The organism is Paenibacillus sp. VCA1 (assembly GCF_031583795.1).
In the GTDB taxonomy this organism is placed as follows: domain Bacteria; phylum Bacillota; class Bacilli; order Paenibacillales; family Paenibacillaceae; genus Paenibacillus_AQ; species Paenibacillus_AQ albilobatus.
This window is the reverse complement of the sequence record NZ_JAVLSX010000001.1, coordinates 352,236-369,118: the sequence shown is the minus strand read 5'-3', so window position 1 is coordinate 369,118 and position 16,883 is coordinate 352,236. Positions and strand designations below refer to the sequence as shown.

13 protein-coding genes and 1 riboswitch are annotated in these 16,883 nt (G+C 55.8%); of the genes, 3 read left to right on the top strand and 10 right to left on the bottom strand.

What is annotated here, in order from left to right; translation table 11 throughout:
• Positions 1–19: 19 nt before the first annotated feature.
• From RJP21_RS01510 to RJP21_RS01500, 3 genes are all read right to left on the bottom strand, one after another.
• Positions 20–955, bottom strand: a complete 936-nt coding sequence (locus RJP21_RS01510; RefSeq protein ID WP_310857797.1) for a Gfo/Idh/MocA family protein — start codon at positions 953–955, stop codon at positions 20–22.
• Between the two features lie 2 nt (positions 956–957).
• Positions 958–2,001 carry a Gfo/Idh/MocA family protein gene (locus tag RJP21_RS01505; RefSeq protein ID WP_310857796.1) on the bottom strand — a complete coding sequence of 348 codons (1,044 nt, stop codon included), beginning with the start codon at positions 1,999–2,001 and terminating at the stop codon, positions 958–960.
• A gap of 230 nt (positions 2,002–2,231) precedes the next feature.
• Positions 2,232–2,594 carry a winged helix-turn-helix transcriptional regulator gene (locus tag RJP21_RS01500; protein WP_310857795.1) on the bottom strand — a complete coding sequence of 121 codons (363 nt, stop codon included), beginning with the start codon at positions 2,592–2,594 and terminating at the stop codon, positions 2,232–2,234.
• 141 nt (positions 2,595–2,735) lie between these two features.
• Between RJP21_RS01500 and RJP21_RS01495 the strand changes: the two genes are divergently transcribed.
• On the top strand, positions 2,736–3,899 hold the full coding sequence (locus RJP21_RS01495; RefSeq protein WP_310857794.1) for an MFS transporter: 1,164 nt from the start codon (positions 2,736–2,738) through the stop codon (positions 3,897–3,899).
• Positions 3,900–3,978: 79 nt separating this feature from the next.
• Here RJP21_RS01495 and RJP21_RS01490 read toward each other — a convergent pair whose 3' ends face one another.
• The 5 genes from RJP21_RS01490 to RJP21_RS01470 form a co-directional block, all read right to left on the bottom strand.
• Positions 3,979–7,188 carry an alpha-mannosidase gene (locus RJP21_RS01490; protein ID WP_310857793.1) on the bottom strand — a complete coding sequence of 1,070 codons (3,210 nt, stop codon included), beginning with the start codon at positions 7,186–7,188 and terminating at the stop codon, positions 3,979–3,981.
• A 176-nt stretch (positions 7,189–7,364) separates the two neighbouring features.
• The gene (locus RJP21_RS01485; RefSeq protein WP_310857792.1) at positions 7,365–8,492 is read right to left on the bottom strand and encodes a GntR family transcriptional regulator; all 1,128 of its coding nucleotides are present in this window, start codon (positions 8,490–8,492) and stop codon (positions 7,365–7,367) included.
• A 181-nt stretch (positions 8,493–8,673) separates the two neighbouring features.
• Positions 8,674–11,061: a glycoside hydrolase family 95 protein gene (locus RJP21_RS01480; protein ID WP_310857791.1), complete on the bottom strand. Its 2,388-nt coding sequence runs from the start codon at positions 11,059–11,061 to the stop codon at positions 8,674–8,676.
• A 380-nt stretch (positions 11,062–11,441) separates the two neighbouring features.
• Positions 11,442–11,714 carry a hypothetical protein gene (locus RJP21_RS01475; protein WP_310857790.1) on the bottom strand — a complete coding sequence of 91 codons (273 nt, stop codon included), beginning with the start codon at positions 11,712–11,714 and terminating at the stop codon, positions 11,442–11,444.
• 174 nt (positions 11,715–11,888) lie between these two features.
• The gene (locus RJP21_RS01470; protein ID WP_310857789.1) at positions 11,889–12,488 is read right to left on the bottom strand and encodes a TetR family transcriptional regulator C-terminal domain-containing protein; all 600 of its coding nucleotides are present in this window, start codon (positions 12,486–12,488) and stop codon (positions 11,889–11,891) included.
• Between the two features lie 115 nt (positions 12,489–12,603).
• Here RJP21_RS01470 and RJP21_RS01465 point away from each other — a divergent pair, with 115 nt between their 5' ends.
• Positions 12,604–12,795: a hypothetical protein gene (locus RJP21_RS01465; protein ID WP_310857788.1), complete on the top strand. Its 192-nt coding sequence runs from the start codon at positions 12,604–12,606 to the stop codon at positions 12,793–12,795.
• Here the strand turns inward: RJP21_RS01465 and RJP21_RS01460 are convergent.
• Together RJP21_RS01460 and RJP21_RS01455 are read right to left on the bottom strand one after the other, a co-directional pair.
• Complete coding sequence (locus RJP21_RS01460; protein ID WP_310858110.1) at positions 12,757–14,121, bottom strand: MATE family efflux transporter; 1,365 nt, start codon at positions 14,119–14,121, stop codon at positions 12,757–12,759. The genes RJP21_RS01465 and RJP21_RS01460 overlap by 39 nt on opposite strands.
• 372 nt (positions 14,122–14,493) lie before the next feature.
• Complete coding sequence (locus RJP21_RS01455; RefSeq protein ID WP_310857787.1) at positions 14,494–15,924, bottom strand: NAD(P)/FAD-dependent oxidoreductase; 1,431 nt, start codon at positions 15,922–15,924, stop codon at positions 14,494–14,496.
• Positions 15,925–16,068: 144 nt separating this feature from the next.
• Positions 16,069–16,168: riboswitch (purine riboswitch) on the bottom strand.
• A gap of 282 nt (positions 16,169–16,450) precedes the next feature.
• Here RJP21_RS01455 and RJP21_RS01450 point away from each other — a divergent pair.
• Entirely contained in the window at positions 16,451–16,858 is a 408-nt protein-coding gene (locus RJP21_RS01450; protein ID WP_310857786.1) for a VOC family protein, read from the top strand.
• Positions 16,859–16,883 lie beyond the last annotated feature (25 nt).

Genomic DNA, 16,883 nt, shown 5'->3' with positions numbered 1-16,883 from the left:
TATTTACATGCGTTCGATTCTATTTTTCCCGTGACGCGAACGAGCCGCGCAGCCGAACCGGAGCGCCCGTCGCCCGGCTTTCGTTTGCCGCTTCCAGAAAGGCGATCACCTCGATCGTTTCTTCGATATCGAGCGGCGGCGTTTTCGTGCGGAACATGCGGATGACCTCCTCCAGCATGCTGGCGAAATAAGGCTTCTCCTGGGCATAAATATCGACGTATTCGGTCCCCTGCTCGCGGTGGAGCAGCGCTCCGAAGCGCCGATTCCCTTTCCGATTGCCGCGGATCGTGCCGATCCGGCCGTCGGCCCAGACGCCGACCACCAGGTCATGATCTTCATTCGCCGTCACCCGCACTTCTGTACATCCCGGGCCCATGCAGCGGTACAGCATATCCGCCATATGAATGCCGTACCAGAAAAAGCCCGGCTGGGTCGGCTGCAGCTCCATCGGCCCGCAGCAATCCGCGCCGATGATTCCGCCTTGATCGCCTGCGCGAACGGCCGCATCCAAATTTTCCGCCCAACGGACGGAAGAGCAGCTCATGAGCGGCACCCGATGCTTGCGGGCAAGATCCGCCATGGCGTGCGCATCCCCGCTGTTAACGGCAAAAGGTTTGTCGATAAAAACCGGCTTCCCGTACGGGGCCACCGCCGCGAACTGTTCCGCGTGAATCCGCCCATCGACGGTCAGCAGCAGGATCGCATCCGCTTCTTCGGCAACCTCCTCAATACTGCCGACCATACGCACGCCAAAATCGCCCTCGATTTTGGCGGTAAAACCCGCCACCCGATCGATGCTTAGCGGAAAATCGGGCGATCCCCCCGGAAAGGCGACGGTTGCCCGCGCTCCCGGAACATGATGGGGATGCGCCGGATCATTGAGCATTTCCGCAAATAAAGGGGCATGAGAGGTATCCAGGCCAATCATGCCGATGTTCAAAATCTTCGAATCCATGCTTATACCCCTCCAGGCTGTAGTCTCACTTCCCTGCCGGTCCGGGCGGATTCGTAAATGGCCAAAATCAAGTCGACCGATTTCCGCGCCTCTTCCCCGGATATGAGCGGCTCCCGGTTCTCCTTCACCGCCTTGATCAAATCGTCGATCAAAATATAATGCCCGTCGGCCGAAATCGCGCGCGGGTCGTCGGTGCCGTCGGCCGTTCCTTTTTGCGTGCCGATCGGCGCCGCCTCGCCATCCACCGTTTTCCACACTTTGAAGCCGCTGTCCCCGTACACGATCGACCCGTGTTCCCCGTGAATTTCAAACCGGGCTTCCTGGCCCGGATTAACGGTTGTGGCTCCTTGGATAACTCCGTAGGCTCCGTTTGCATATTTCAGCACGGCCACGGCGGTATCTTCCACCTCGATGTCATGAATCAGCGGCGAAGCGTAAGCAAACACGCTTTGCACGTCGCCCATCATCCACCGGATAATGTCCACGCCGTGAACGCCCTGGTTCATCAGCGCCCCTCCGCCGTCCAGCGCCCATGTTCCGCGCCAGCCGGCGCTTTTGTAATATTCCCGGCTGCGGAAATATTTCAGGTAGGCGTCCCCCAGCACGAGTTTGCCCAACTTGCCTTCTTCAATCGCCTTTTTCGTCAGGAGCGCCTCCTGCGTCGTCCGTTTCTGGAACACGGTTGCGAGCTTGACCCCGTTCGCGCGGCAAGCTTCGATCATCTCATCCATATCCTTCGCCGTAATGCCCAGCGGCTTTTCGCAAAACACATGCTTCCCTGCACGTGCCGCCGCCACGGTGATGTCGCGGTGCAGCCCGCTCGGCACGCATACGCAGACCGCGTCAACCTCCCCTCCCTGCAGCAGCTGCTCCATGTTTCTGTATGTCGGCGGTGATCCGAACTCCTTCGCTAACGCTTCGGCCTTTTCCTGCACTTCATCCACGATGGCCGTCAGCTCGGCCTCCGGATGATTGACAATCGCACGCGCATGGAGCGGGGAAATGACGCCCGCGCCGACAATGGCAAACCTCATCTTTTTCGTCATTGCGACCTCCTTATTCGGTGAGTGCACCATGGACTTTCATTCCCATTCTAAAAACCGGCACCTTAGCTGCCAATCCTCCGTTGTTCCGCTTTGCCCACACCTTTGGCGTCAGCCGCAAAACGGAAGATGAATCTGCAGAAGTGCATATTCAGATATATATGAGGCTTGCCCCCGCATTTTTCGCAAAAAAAAGAAGATGCATCCCGCATCTCCCCTCATTTCCTTCACGTTTAGGCCTGCTTCCTGCTCGGCTCTTCCGTTTGCTCCTGCCCGTTCCATCTGGCGGCCCAGCGCTCCATTTCCTGCAGCGCCGTTTTGAAGTCCATGCCCTTCTCCGTCAGCGAATATTCCACGGTCACGGGCACCGTCGGAAACACTTGCCGCAAAACGATTCCGCTCTGTTCCAAATGGCGGAGCGCGTTGGACAACGACTGCGTTTTGACAATGGCCAAATCCCGGCTGAGCTGATTGAACCTCTTCGGCCCTTTCGAGAGCTCCGCAATCACCAGAAAAGCCCATTTCGCCCCCAAAATCTGCAGCACCGAGCAAATATTCGAAAAATCGCCCGCGTCACCGGGGTTATTCCGTTCCATGCGCGAACCCTCCCTTACCTTTTGTAAGTTAGTCCAAAGAATTGGATAATATCCAAATGTTTTGCGTTCTTACGAAAGGAATGTATTGTCATTATAATGCAATCGAGAGCTCTCCAACATCCCTGAAAGGAATGATTTTTGATGAATCGTTGGTTTATATATATGCTGACGCTCGGCGTGTTTCTCACCGCCACCTCCGAACTTGTCGTTTCGGGAATTTTGTATGTCATCGCTTCCGATCTCCGTATTTCGATTGCGCTCGCGGGCCAGCTGGTCACAGCGTATTCGCTTGCTTTTGCCGCCCTGACGCCCGTCGTCGTCTTTTTTACGTCCCGCTGGGAACGCAAAAACGTGCTGCTCCTTTCGCTAGCCCTTTTCATGCTGGGAAGCGCAGCTTCCATCGTTCCTCATTTCGGCGTCGTTTTGGCCTCCCGGGTACTGCTCGGCATCGGCTCGGGCGTTTATCTGGTCACCGCTTTTGCGGCCGCGGCCAAATTATCCCCTCCCGATAAAGTCGGCGCCGCCATCGGCACGATTGTACTCGGGTTCAGCTCTGCGATGATTTTAGGCGTTCCGATCGGGATCGCCATCACCAAATGGCTGAACTGGCAGTCCATTTTCGCCATTCTTGGCATTCTGAGCTTGGTTATGGGAGTTATCATCCTCCGGTTTCTTCCCCGTATCTCCGGCGACGAACCCGCTTCGTTCAGGCAGCAGTTTAAGGTGCTGGGCTCCGGCGTTATCGTCAGCCTGCTGATGCTCAGCTTCTTCCGCGAATCCGGGAATTCCGTCCTGCTGACGTATTTGACGACTTTCATGAACGATTTGCTCCATTTGAATGCAAGCATGATCGGCCTGCTGATGCTCGGCCTGGGATTGGTCGGCGCCGTCGCAGCCCGCCTGGGCGGCTCCGGTGCCGACCGTCTTGGAGCCAAGCGCATCCTGATCGCCACCTTAACGGTGCATGTGGCGGCGCTTTTTCTGCTTCCTTTGTTTACAGGCATGCTTACCGTAGAAATTGTCCTGATCGGACTCATCATGTTTTCGATGTTTATGGGCGGGCCCGCCCTGCAAACCCACTTTATAAAACAGGCGCCCGAGTCCTCCAGCCTCGTTCTCAGCCTGAACACGTCGATGATCCATTTGGGCCTCGCGGCCGGGGCCGGTTCAGGCGGCATGCTGATCGAACGAACGTCCACCGTATTGTATAATCCGTGGCTTGCGGGAATCGTCGTCGCGCTCGGGCTTGGGACTGCCGTCTTCAGCTTTGCGCTTGGAAAACGGCGTGCCGCCCAAAGCGCGTGAAATGCCCCGGCAAACCAGCGAATCCCCGATGTTTAAACGAAAGAGGACGCCCACAACCCACAAGGCGCCCTCTTCCCGGTTAGGAAACTGCAATATTCAACGTTTTGATTTCATACGGAGCCAAAGCGATCTCGATCTTCTGTCCGTCGACCGAAAGCGGAGCCGGATGTTCCTCCATTAGGTCCGTTTCCGCCGCCGAGCGAATCGCACCGAGATACGGATCGATCTCGATCGACGCTTTCGTCCGGATGCCGCCGAATTCGTACAGGCGCACGATCAGCGAGTTGCCGTCTTCCGCTTTTTTGACGGTATCGATCATCACGTTGCGGGCATTTATGCCCAGCATGCCAAGCGATTCGGGAAGCCCGGTTTGTCCGGCAGCGCCGGCAGCCATCAGCGGCGCGTTCAGCTCGCAGGCCGCCTGATGCGTTCCCGCCTCATACCAGCCGCCGCTGTGCGGATAGAGCGAATACGTAAATTCATGCAGCCCCTGGTCCGCGCTGCCGTCCGGATAGACGGCGGATTTGAGCAAGCTCAGGCGAATGACGTGGTTCCGAATGTCATGCCCGTATTTGCAATCGTTCAGCAGGCTGACGCCGTATCCGCCCTCGGACAGGTCCACCCAGCGCTGGGCCACCGATTCGAACCGCGCGTAATCCCAGCTCGTATTCCAGTGCGTCGGCCGTTCCACGTTGCCGAACTGGATTTCATACGTCGCTTTGGTCGAGCGGATTTCGACCGGGAAGGCCGCTTTGAGCAGCTGCTGGCGCTCATGCCAGTCGACGCGCGTCTTGAAGTCGATCCGCGGATGGTTGCGGTAAACGGTCAAATGCTGCTCGATCGTCGAGCCATGGTAACCGTACACCAGCTTCAGCACGCCGCGCAGCGGACCGGCCTCGAGCACCGTCAGCTCTTTCAAGCCGTCCACGACGGTCATTTTCTCTTGGTAGTAGATATCGATATCCCATGCATCATGGGCCATCGGCTTATCCTCGAACACCTGCAGCACGTTGGCCGGCTGTCCCGGCTTCAGCACCTCGCGTCCCGCCTGCTTGTCGACAAGCGAAACGATCTGGCCGTTTTCGTTCAAGCGGATGCTGTAATAAGGGGTTTCCAAGCGATCTTTTTCGATAACCCATTCGGAAGCAGCGCTGCCGGTCCCGTTCGCTCCAACGCCGCTTTGGGTTTGGTCCGCCTCGCGACGTCCGTAAATGGTCGTGTACCCGTAAGCCGGAACATTCCGAACCGCTACCAGCACCTTGCCTTGATCCCAGGATCCCGCCGATGGCGCCTGAGCATCCAGCCGCACCCCGTCGGCCGCATACCAGGCATATTCCGCCGCGTCGTCCACATCGACCTCGGCCAGGAAGGAACGCGTCCAGCCGAGGGCATTAAAGATGCGGACCGGGAGCCCTTTTTCCGCGCCAACGGCTGCCGATGCCTCGTGACCGTTCAAGCCGGCAAGGCCCGTTTCGATCGCCGCCAGCGCAAGCTTTTCGGATTCCTCATATTCCAGCTTGCTGTCCTCATACACTTCATGGATGGAAGAGCCCGGGATGATGTCATGGAACTGGTTGCGCAGCACGATTTCCCAGCTTTCGGCCAGCTTTTCCGACGGGTAGGCATGACCCGGGTTGAGCGCAAGCGCCAGCGAGTTCAAAAATTCGGCCTGGTGCAGCAGCAGCTCCATCCGGCGGTTCATCCGCTTGTTGTACGCTTGGGATGTATAGGTTCCGCGGTGGTATTCGAGATACAGCTCGCCGTCCCACAAATGAAGCAGCGGGTTATCCTTCACCTTCTCCTCCAGCTGGACGAAGAAATCCTCCGCTCCACCGGCTTTTACCTGCGGCGCGCCCGGCATGTCCCCGTAACGCCGTACCGCCTCGAGCATATCGCGGGTCGGGCCGCCGCCTCCGTCGCCCCAGCCGTACGCAAGCAGCAGTTGGTCGTTGATGTCCTTCTGGCGGTAGTTGTTCCACAAGCCCTGCACCGACGACCCGGTCACATTGCCGTTATAGGTGTAAAACCAGCTGCCGTCGTTATCCGGCGTCGTAATGTAATGCGTCAAAATTTCCGTGCCGTCGATCCCTCTCCAGGTAAACGTGTCGTAAGGGAAGCGGTTGTACTGGCTCCAGCTGATTTTGGTCGTCATGAAATAATCGATGCCGCTTTTCTTCAAAATTTGCGGAAGCGCCCAGCTGTAGCCGAACACGTCGGGCAGCCACAGCACGCGGTTGTCGACGCCGAACTCTTGCTTGAAAAAGCGTTTGCCCGTCAGAAGCTGGCGGACGAGCGACTCTCCCGAAGGAATGTTGCAGTCCGACTCAAGCCACATGGCGCCGGTCGCTTCCCAGTTGCCCTGTTGGACGCGATCCTTGATCTTCTCGTACAACGTCGGAAAGTCTTTTTTCAAATACGCGTACAGCTGCGGCTGCGATTGGAGGAATACGTATTCCGGGAACCGGTCCATCAGCGTCAGCACCGTCGAGAACGAACGCCCCGACTTTTCGCGCGTATGCTGCAGGCGCCACAGCCAAGCCACGTCGATATGGCAGTGCCCGACGGCGGTAATTTGCGGGCGGGGCCCTCGCGGAATCGCTTCAAGCCGTGCCCGCAACGTTTGCCGCGCCTGTACGGCCGAAGCGTAAAAAGCGTCGGAACCCGGACGGCTCCAGTCCAGCTCGCGGAAAGCTTCTTCCAAAGCGGCGGTGAGCTCATGGCGTTCCACCTGGCGTTCATCCAGCTGCTTCACGGTTTGCAGCATATGCAAGGAGGTATAATACAGATCGTCCACGTTTTCGTCCAAAATCGCTACGCTAAGCGAGTCGATGCGGTGGTCGAACGGCGAACGCCCGTCATGGGCGGTCAGCCCGCTCCAGGCGTAAACCGCAAGCTCCGCGCGGCCCGCGGCTACTACCGCTTCCGGGAAATACAACTCCGCATGGTTGCGGTCAAGCGCCTGCAGCGGCTCCCCGTTCAGATATACTTGGGCTTCGTAACCCGAGCAGTTCCCGCCGCCCGTTTCTCCCAGCTTGATCAAACCAATGACATCCCGGCCTTTCCAGCTTTCGGGGAATTCGACTTCGGTAATAAACCATGCATAACGGTCCCGGCCGCCCCATCGGTCGCCAACGTGTACCACGGGACCTGATGCAGCCTGCTCCCGCGCCTCTTTCAATTCCTTCACGTCAGGTACGATATGCACCCGATCCAAAGTCCGGCCCTCCCGGTATCGGAGTCCAGCCAATTCGCGAATGCGGTTCTCCAGTTTTTGAAGAACAAATCTCATATGTTTTCTGCTCCCTTCTCCGGTTCGAATCACCTTTAATATATACAATATATCATTTATATCTAAAAATATCATTAAAAAACGTTTACTTGATCATTTTTATGGGAAAGAAAGCGGCGAAATAACAAAAAAACCGGCTTTTCCTAAGCGGAAAAACCGGTTGCATCGTGTGCAGGTCAGAAAGGCGCCGGCCCGGTGGTGCGGAGAGCGACCAGCTCCGGCTGCAAAATGATTTTGCTGTACTTCGGCGTATGCCCGGGATTTTCGAGCAGGCGCAGCAGCACCTTGGCCGCCTCGTACCCCATTTGCTCTTCCTTCTGGTTGATAAACGTAAATATGCTGAACTCCTCGAACATCGGGCTTGGGTTGTCGAAGGTGATGACCGAGACGTCCTCCGGCACCCGCAGGCCGGCCGCGCGGGCCAAGGACCAAATATGCACGCCGAGCTTGCAGTTCAGGGCGATATAGGCGGTAGCCATTTTATTTTTGATAAAACGGTACAGCGGGTAGTCCTCTTGAAACGGCTCGTCCTGAATGCTGAAATCGGTCAGGATCAGCGCCGGATTAATGAGCGCCCCCTGCCGCTTCAGCGCCTCGTTGTATCCCTGGATCCGCTCCTCGACGGTGACGGTCGGCATCGGCGTATCGGAGCAAATCGCAATGTTGCGGTGCCCTTCGTTCCATAGATGCTCCACCGCAAGAATCGAACCCTGCAGCGGGTCGGACAGCACGACGTTCGTTTCGACGCCCGGCAGGTGCCGGTCCAGCAGCACGAACGGATAGTTTTGCATTTTCAGCGCGATGATCTCCTCGTTGTACACCTCGGCGTCCACCGGGAAGATCAGCAAACCGTCCACCTTGGAGCGAAGCTCGCGGATCGCGTCTTTTTCGAGTTCCTTGGAATTGTATGTAAACATGATGATCAGCGAATATTTGCTGTCCTTCAGCGCCTTGCGGATGCCGCGCACCATCTGGATCGCAAAAAAGTCCTCGATGGACGGAAAAATAAGCCCGATTTTGGGCGTTGTCGCCTGCTGCCCTTCGTACGTCCTGTTCCCGGCGTTCTGGATGTAGTTCTCCGGTATGCCCTTGACGTAACTGCCCCGGCCGGGGATGCGGTAGATCCAGCCTTCATTCGCCAGATCGGCCAGCGCGTTGGCCACCGTAATGCGGCTGACCTGAAACTGCTCGATCAATTCCTTTTCGGTCGGAATCCGGTCGTCCTCCACCAACTGCCTGGATGAGATCAATTGCTTGAAATGGTTTTGGATCTGGATATACAGCGGTTCCCGTTCCTGACTCATCTGCTAACCCCCAGTGACATTTATTCCTCGCACGATCATGCCGTAGCAATATAACATTCATTATATCATTTCGGCTATAAGGCTAGTCAACGGAGCGGATTCGTTTTGCATCAACGGTTATCTTGATGCAGCTGATTTTATGCAGGACGTGCCTTTATGGCAATCGGGCATCGCCCAACATTCATTCGCCATGACGGATTTGCAGGTTTCCTTCTGCCGACGCCAAGATCGTAACCGGCACGCCTGCGGAAAAATCGATGTCCAGCATATGCCCGCGGCAGCGCACCTTACGCTTCCCGGCAAAATCGGCCGTCACGGAAGCTTCGGTCAGCCTTCCGCCCGCCCAGACGATGCTCACGGTATAACCTCCTCTGGCCCGCAGTCCGCTGACGCGTCCTTCAGCCCATTCCGCAGGGAGGGCCGGCAGTAAATGAATATCCTGCTCATGGCTTTGCAGCAGCATTTCCGCGATGCCTGCCGCAGACCCGAAATTGCCGTCGATCTGAAACGGGGGATGGGCGCACAGCAGATTCGGATAAATGCCGCCCCGATGGTAGTCGAAGCCTTCGCGGTCCACGATGCTCAGAAAATTGTTCAGTACCTGCACCGCCTGCTCTCCGTCGCCTAATCGCGCCCACAACGCCACTTTCCAGCCCATGCTCCACCCCGTGCCTTCATTGCCGCGAATTTCGAGGGACCGCCGTGCCGCCTGCGTGTATTCGGGCGTTCTCGTCACCGTCAGCTCGCTGCCGGGATACAGCCCGTACAAATGGGAAAGATGGCGGTGTTTCGGATCCGCATCGGCAAAATCCCGATCCCACTCCATCAGTTGGCCTTTCGCGCCGATTTGCAGCGGAGGCAGCTTGCTCCGCGCTTCCCGGCATTTTTCGGCGAACGCTTCCTCCGCTCCCAGCTCCCCGCTGGCTTCGATGACAATGCCAAACAGCTCCCGGCATAACGTGATGTCCATGGCGGTAGCCCGCGAGACCGAGCTGTATCGGTCGGTGCCCGGCACGATAAAGCTGTTTTCCGGCGAAGTGGAAGGGCTGGTGATAAGCCGGCCTGCATCATCGGCCACAAGCCAGTCAAGCAAAAACCGGGCGGCTTCGCGAATCAGCGGCCAAGCCCGCTGCTTCAGAAAATCGATGTCTTTGGTAAACAAATAATGCTCCCATAAATGACGGCACAGCCATGCCCCGGCCATCGGCCAATAGGCCCACTGCGCATCTCCGTTCGGACCGACGTTGTTCGTGCGCCATAGATCGGACATCGCGTGCGCGGTCCAGCCCCGGCAGCCGTATTGAATCCGGGCCGTCTCCGCCCCGGTCACGGCCTGCTGCCCGATCAGGTCAAAAAGCGGCTCATGGCATTCGGACAAATGGCAGGTTTCGGCAAGCCAGTAGTTCATCTGCAGGTTGATGTTGAAATGATAGTCGCAGTTCCAAGGCGGCTGCACCTTATCGTTCCATATCCCCTGCAGGTTCGCAGCCTGCGTTCCGGGTCTTGAACTCGATATGAGCAGGTAACGGCCGTATTGAAAAATCAGGCTGAGCATGTCCGGATCCTTTGCGCCGCCCATGATCCGGCGGAGCCGTTCGTCCGTCGGCAGGTTGGCGATATCCGCACGCTGCGGGGCGCCCAATCGGAGCTCCACGCGCTCGAACAAAGCCTGGTAATCGCGCGTATGCGCAGCAAGCAGCTCGTCGCAGCTTTTGCCTTCCGCTCCGCGCATGACGCTGCGGCAAACGGCCTCCGGATCGCGGCCGCTTAACCCCGGCACCCGGCCCGGGCCGTCAAAGCTTGTCGCCGACGTATACAGGAGCGTGACTTCCTTTGCTCCCGAGACGGTCAGCCGTCCATCCTCGGCATGAAGCACGCCCCCTTCATGGAACACGCGGACGAGCGCCGCGAAACGCATCGGCCTGCCCGGCCGCTCTTCGTCGTATATAACGGCGGGTTCCTGCCCGTTGTTATGATTTTGCACCCGCAGAGGACATTCGCCCGTCAGCAGCAGCGTGCCGTCCGTCGCGGCCTGCACGCCATGCCTCAGCTCCGACCCGATGGATACCGCCACCTCCAAACCTGCGGGATCGGCGCTTTCGACACGGACGAGCATCACCTGATCGGCTGCCGAAATAAACGCCGTGCGGCGCTGCCTGCGCCCGTCCGTGCCGAATTCGGTGCAAGCTACAGCCGTGTTTAAATCCAGCGACCGGACGTAGTCCCGTTCATCCGGCTCCCCCGCAAAATCCAAAAACAAATCGCCAAGCGGCTGGTACGGCTGCACGCCGTGTCCGGGCGAGCCGAGCATGCTGCGCTCGACCAGCTGCTGCGCTTCCGCATAACGCCCTTCCGCCAACAGGCGGCGGGCTTCCGGCAGCGATGCCGCTGCCGCCGGGTTATCTTCTTGGACCGGATATCCGGCCCAGAGCGTATCTTCGTTCAGCTGCAGCCTTTCGCGCCGCACGCCGCCGAATATCATCGCCCCCATCCGGCCGTTGCCGAGCGGGAGCGCTTCCTCCCATTTTTTTGCAGGCTGTTTGTACCAAAGCTTGTTCCGCTTCGCCATTTCGCCAACTCCCCAACATAACGTTTTTTTCGATTGCCGAATCTAGACCCCCGACCGAATAATAACAGCGTCCGGTTTGGCCGATGCGGATGCATTCACCGATCGTAAACGCTTCCAATCCATTGACCAACATTGTACACCGTAAAAATCCAAAATTGAACAGCGCTCTTCCCAATCATCCGTTCCTTCAAAGCAAAAAAGAGCCTCCCAAACCTCTTCCCGACGCAAGGATAGCGTAAAAGAAGCATTTGAAATAACTCTGTTTCGAAGATACTCCCCGTTATCGCTCCAAAATTTCAGAAGCGGGATCCGGTCGGCGGAAAGCCTGTTTTCCGCTTTTTCGCGTTTCGAACCGGTCATGCAGCCATTCCCGGCATGCTTCAGGGCTTGACCCTTTTCGGGGAAACCTTGTAAACCGCAAAAGCAATCAAACCGTAAATCGCCCCGTACATTGCCCATGCATCCAGATTCATCATCATCGTAGGCAGGTCATTTGCAATAAACAGCAGCGGAAGCAGCAAAGCAATTCCGACGCCGACGGCGATATGGACGCGAAGCAAACGGCAGAACACTCCGATCAATGCGGCAAGGAGCGGGCAGATGACAAATACGGGAAGAAAGACGTCCATCCTTTCGAAAAGCCAGTACAGCATGCTGCATCGACCTCCACCCTTGAATCATTCTTAAATATTAGAACGTTTGGAATGAAGGGGGAGTTACCATTGAAATCGCAGAAAACGCGATTGGGGCCGTCAACAAACCGTTTTGACATCCGTTTCACTGCGCCGTTCGCTCGTTGGAAGCCGAACAAAAAAGGCATGCCGGAATCAGTTGTCTTCCCTTTTCCGGATGCCTCCCACAAATATGGTCACTGCCTGCTGGAACAGCCGCTGCAGCGGCTCTCCTTCCATCGTCAGCGTAAACTGGCACAACGTCCCCATCCAGCTCCCGAACAGCAGCGTCGTCTCTTCGAGGTTCTCGATCGCAAATTCGCCGCTTTCCAGTCCTTCACGGAAAATCTCCGCGTAAGCGGCCATTGGAGTTGCCGCCAGCCCTTGCAGCGCCTGCAGCGTCTCGGGAGAGGTGTTCGGATTCATCGCCAGTTCCTGGCCGACCGGCAGCAGCGGCGTCTTGTAGTTGTTCATGACGAAATAAGCCATCCCGTACAGCTTTTCGACGGCCGTCGGATACGAACCGGCTACCGCTTTCCATTTTTCGCCCCAATTCCGCATCGTTTCCTGGGACAAATGGACGAACAGCTTCTCTTTATTTTCGAAATGGTAATAAATATGGCCTTTGCTGAAGCCGGCTTCCCGCGAAATGTCCGCGATGGACGTGCCTGCGAAGCCTTTTTGGGCAAATAGCTGCGCCGCTTTCGAGGCAATGATCTGCCGCGTCTCTTCGCTGTTATAATGTCGTTTGTTCATGGAATAAACCCTTCTTGCTTTTCGGTCTCGTAGTTTTGAACGATTGTTCCATTCGAGTATATTGCAAATATTTACATGCTACAAGGGGAACGCGCAGCAATTCGGAGCGCCGCCGATGTTTCATTTTGCTGCGCCAAACATCATGCCTGACCCAACAAAGAAAAAGCAGCTGCGCTTTTGCCCCTTTGAGGCCATTTTTGCGCAGGCTGCTTTTGTCGTTCGAGTGTTTGCTTGGCAGAAGGAAGCCGCCCTTTGGCTAGGGGCAGCCTTACTGCACAAGACTGGTGATCTGTTTCTTTTTCCATGACAACCAATAATACGAATAGACCAAAATCATGCTGACGATAAACGCCGCCGGATACCCCAGCCAGATGCCCCGGATGCCAAGGCTCGTATGGTACGAAAGCACGTAAGCGACAGGCACCTCGACGCACCAGATGGAGATGACGCTGAAAATCATCGGCCACAACACGACGCCGCTGGCGCGCATGGTTGCCGCAATAATTTGCACATGGCCGAAAATGAGATAACTCCACAGCGTAATGACCAGCAGTTCATGGGCGATATTCAGCGTTTCCGGACTGGTGATGAACCAGGACAAAATATTTTTCGAGAAAATATAAATCGGAATCATCAGTGCTACGCCGATAATATAATTCAGCACGATCCCCGCGCGGATAACCTCTTTCAAACGCCCGTGTTGTTTCGCTCCGATGGATTGCGCCGCCAGAACCGACACCGTCATCCCGAGGCTGATCGCCGGCATCTGGACGTAGCTCACGACCTGGTTCACCGATCCGTAGGCCGCGGTGGCATTAGAGCCAAACCGGTTGACGAACACGATGACCGCGATTTCGGACAGAGACACGAGAATCATGCTGACGCTGGACGGGATGCCCAAACGGAGCAGCAGTTTCAGCATCTCTTTGTTCATGCCCAAATGTCTGCGGACGGAAGCGTCCAGACGAAGCGGGCTTTTTTTCCAATACGTGTACCAAAGCAGCAGCACGAACGTAATGACGGTCGAAATCACGTTTGCGTACGCCGCGCCGTAAATCCCGAGTTTCGGCAGGCCAAGCCATCCGAAGATCAGGACCGGCAGGAAAGCCAGGTTCAGCGCGGTGCTGACGATCAAGGAATAAAACGGCGTTTTGGAATCGCCGGTTCCGCGCATAAACGTCGTATAAACCATATACAGGAACATGACCGGCAAGCTCCAGAACATAATGCGCGCATAGTGGACCGTGACATCCATAATGTTGGCTGGCGTGCCGACGAGACGCAAAATATCTTCCGTAAAAATGCCGCCGACGATGGCAAGCACGATGCCGAGCAGGAACGTAAAGGTCATCGTCGTGCCGACGATTGTCTTCAGCTTCTCCATATTCCCCGCGCCATAGGCCTGACCGATCAAAATGGCACTGCCTGAACCGATCCCGATCACAAACGAAACGAGCAGGAAAAAGAGCGGGAAAAAGGCCGAAATGGCCGCGAGCGCATCCACCCCGATCCAGCGACCGACAACGATCGTGCCGACCAACTGGCCGACGGATTGCAGCGCATTGCTCAAAATGAGCGGAATCAGAAAAGCAATCATGGCGCGGTACACGCCGGACTGCGGTTGAACATTCATTGGGGACGCGCCTTCGGGCCTTCGGATCTCATCCGCGTGCCCCGCGGCCTGCTGTGAGGAACTCATATGACAACATCTCCTTTTATTAGACAAATAATTCATCGGTTTGAAATTCACTTAGACATTATATTGTATTGTTTGTTATTTATCAATATAGAAGCCGGTATTTTATTTTTAAAAAAATGCTATCCCATTCCTTCCCGTCATAGCTTGTTTTCACACGTATGTTTTGCAAATTCGGATAAAAAAAAGGTGCGCCCTCCCGAAAATCGGAAGAGACATACCTTAAACAAGCCTCTGATGATAATCATTTTGGAGCACCGTTCACGGCTTTTCCGCCATGTTACAGAGCGCCTTTTCATATCAAATTTTTTAGAGTGAATCCACGATGCTGCGCGCAATCCAAACGCCGGCCGCGCCGGCCTGGGCCAAACCGCGGGTAATGCCTGCCCCGTCGCCGCCGCAATACAATCCGCTGATTTCCGTTTCCAGCGTCTCCGACAGCTTCGGCCGGGCCGAATAAAACTTCGCCTCCACGCCGTAAAACAGCGTATGCTCCGACGCAATCCCCGGCGTCACCTGATCCAGCGCCTGCATCATTTCGATCAAGCTTTTCATCGTATTGTAAGGAAGGACAAGCCCCAAATCCCCCGGCACCGCTTCCTTCAGCGTCGGCTCCAGAAACCCTTCGCGGATCCGTGCCTCCGTAGAACGTCTGCCGCGCAGAATGTCCCCGTATTTCTGAACGATGATGCCGCCGCCCGACAGGTCATTGGCCCGCTTGCAAATTTCACGCGCGTATTCGTTCGGCTTGTCGAACGGCTCCGTAAACTTGTGTGAGACAAGCAGGGCGAAGTTCGTATTGTTCGATCCGAGCGCAGGGTCTTTGAAGGAATGGCCGTTGGCCGCCATCGCTCCGGTATGGTTTTCCACCACGACATGGCCCGAAGGATTGCTGCAAAACGTTCGGACCCTTGTTCCTACCGACGTGTTGAAAATAAACTTCCCTTCATATAAATGCTCGTTGATCTCCCGCATGACGACATCCGACGTTTCCACGCGGACGCCGACGTCAACCTGGTTGTTGTACATTTTCAACCGGCGTTTTTTCAGGATCGAGGTCAGCCAGACCGAACCGTCCCGCCCAGGCGCGATCATGACGCGGTCCGCTTCGTACGTCTCCCCGTTTTTCAGCACGATCCCGTGCACCGTATGCGTGCCGCCGTCCTTACTCGTGACGATGTCCTCAACTTCGGCTTTGAATATCATATCGATGCGCGTTTTCAAAAACTCGTATATCGATTTCAGGATCTCCAGGTTCTGTTCGGTTCCAAGATGCCGAACCTGCGCCCGCAGCAGCTTCAATCCGGCGGCATAACCGCGCTGCTCGATGCTCCGGATGACGTCGGTCGTCGGATCGGTGATGTTCGTCGTCGCTCCATGCTCCAAATTGAGCGCGTCCACATAGCGGATCAGCTCTATGACCTTGGAGGGAGACAAATAATCCGTCAGCCAGCCGCCGAATTCGGTCGTGATGTTGAACTTCCCGTCGCTGTATGCGCCTGCGCCCCCGAAACCTGCGGTGATCGAGCAAGCGGGCACGCAGCCGGCAAATTCCTTCCGGCCTCCTGCAGGCGGACATAGCTTGATTTTGTCTTCCAATATCGGACAACTGCGGCGGTAAATATCATGTCCTTTATCCACCAGCAGCACCTTCAAATGCGGAGCCTTCAACACAAATTCATAACAGGCGAAAATGCCGGCCGGACCGGCTCCAACAACAATCACGTCATATTTGTTCATCGTGAACCTCCTGAAAGTATGAGTAGTCGGATTTGGCCTCCGCAGGACTTTTCTTGTTCCTTGACCCATCAAACGGGGTGCCCGGCGGCGTCCCGACAAATTTCCATAAGCGCAAAAAAAATCCCCGGCCGAGGAACAGGTATGCCAAAAAGCAAGCCTGTTCGTAGCCAGAGATTTACGGTCTCTTGTAGAAACCCTCAAACCATATCAATGAGGATATACGAACGATCTCTATCTATGAGCAACAACATTGTTAAGTTTACCGGACAAAAACGAATGTGTCAATAATTTATTAGAATATAGTTCGTGTTTAACGGTACTGTAGTCCATAAAGAAATCTATTCGGCATGGTAATTCAACAAAATCCGAACATTGGACAAGAAACAAGACCGATCCCTTTCTTTCCCCGCATTCTGCGAATTTTTCAAGGTATTGAAAAAGACGGCAAACGGGGTTATGATGTATCCGCTTCCATTAAAACGGCACCGGGTTATATTCATCCCAATGTGATGAGGAGGTCATCCAAATGATCAAACGGATCGGGCATCTGGCTTTTGACGTGGCGGATATGGAAAAGTCCCTTCATTTTTACTGCGGCGTTCTCGGCTTTCAAAAGGCATTTTCTATCGAAGACGACCAAGGGAATCCCTGGATCGAGTACATTAAAGTGGCCGACGGCCAGTTTATCGAACTGTTTTACGGCGGGCAGCAGAAGCCTGAACGGCCGGAGCGGCCCATCGGTTTTTCTCATTTATGCCTTGAAGTCGACAGCATCGAAGAAATCGCGGCCCATCTGAAAAAGAACGGCGTCGCCCTCGACGTGGAGCCGCAGCAGGGAAAAGATCTGAACTGGCAGTGCTGGGCGCGGGATCCTGACGGCAACCGGATCGAATTCATGGAAATGCACCCGGATTCGCCGCAGATGAAAGCTTAAGGATAAAAAAATAAAGAGTGTCCAT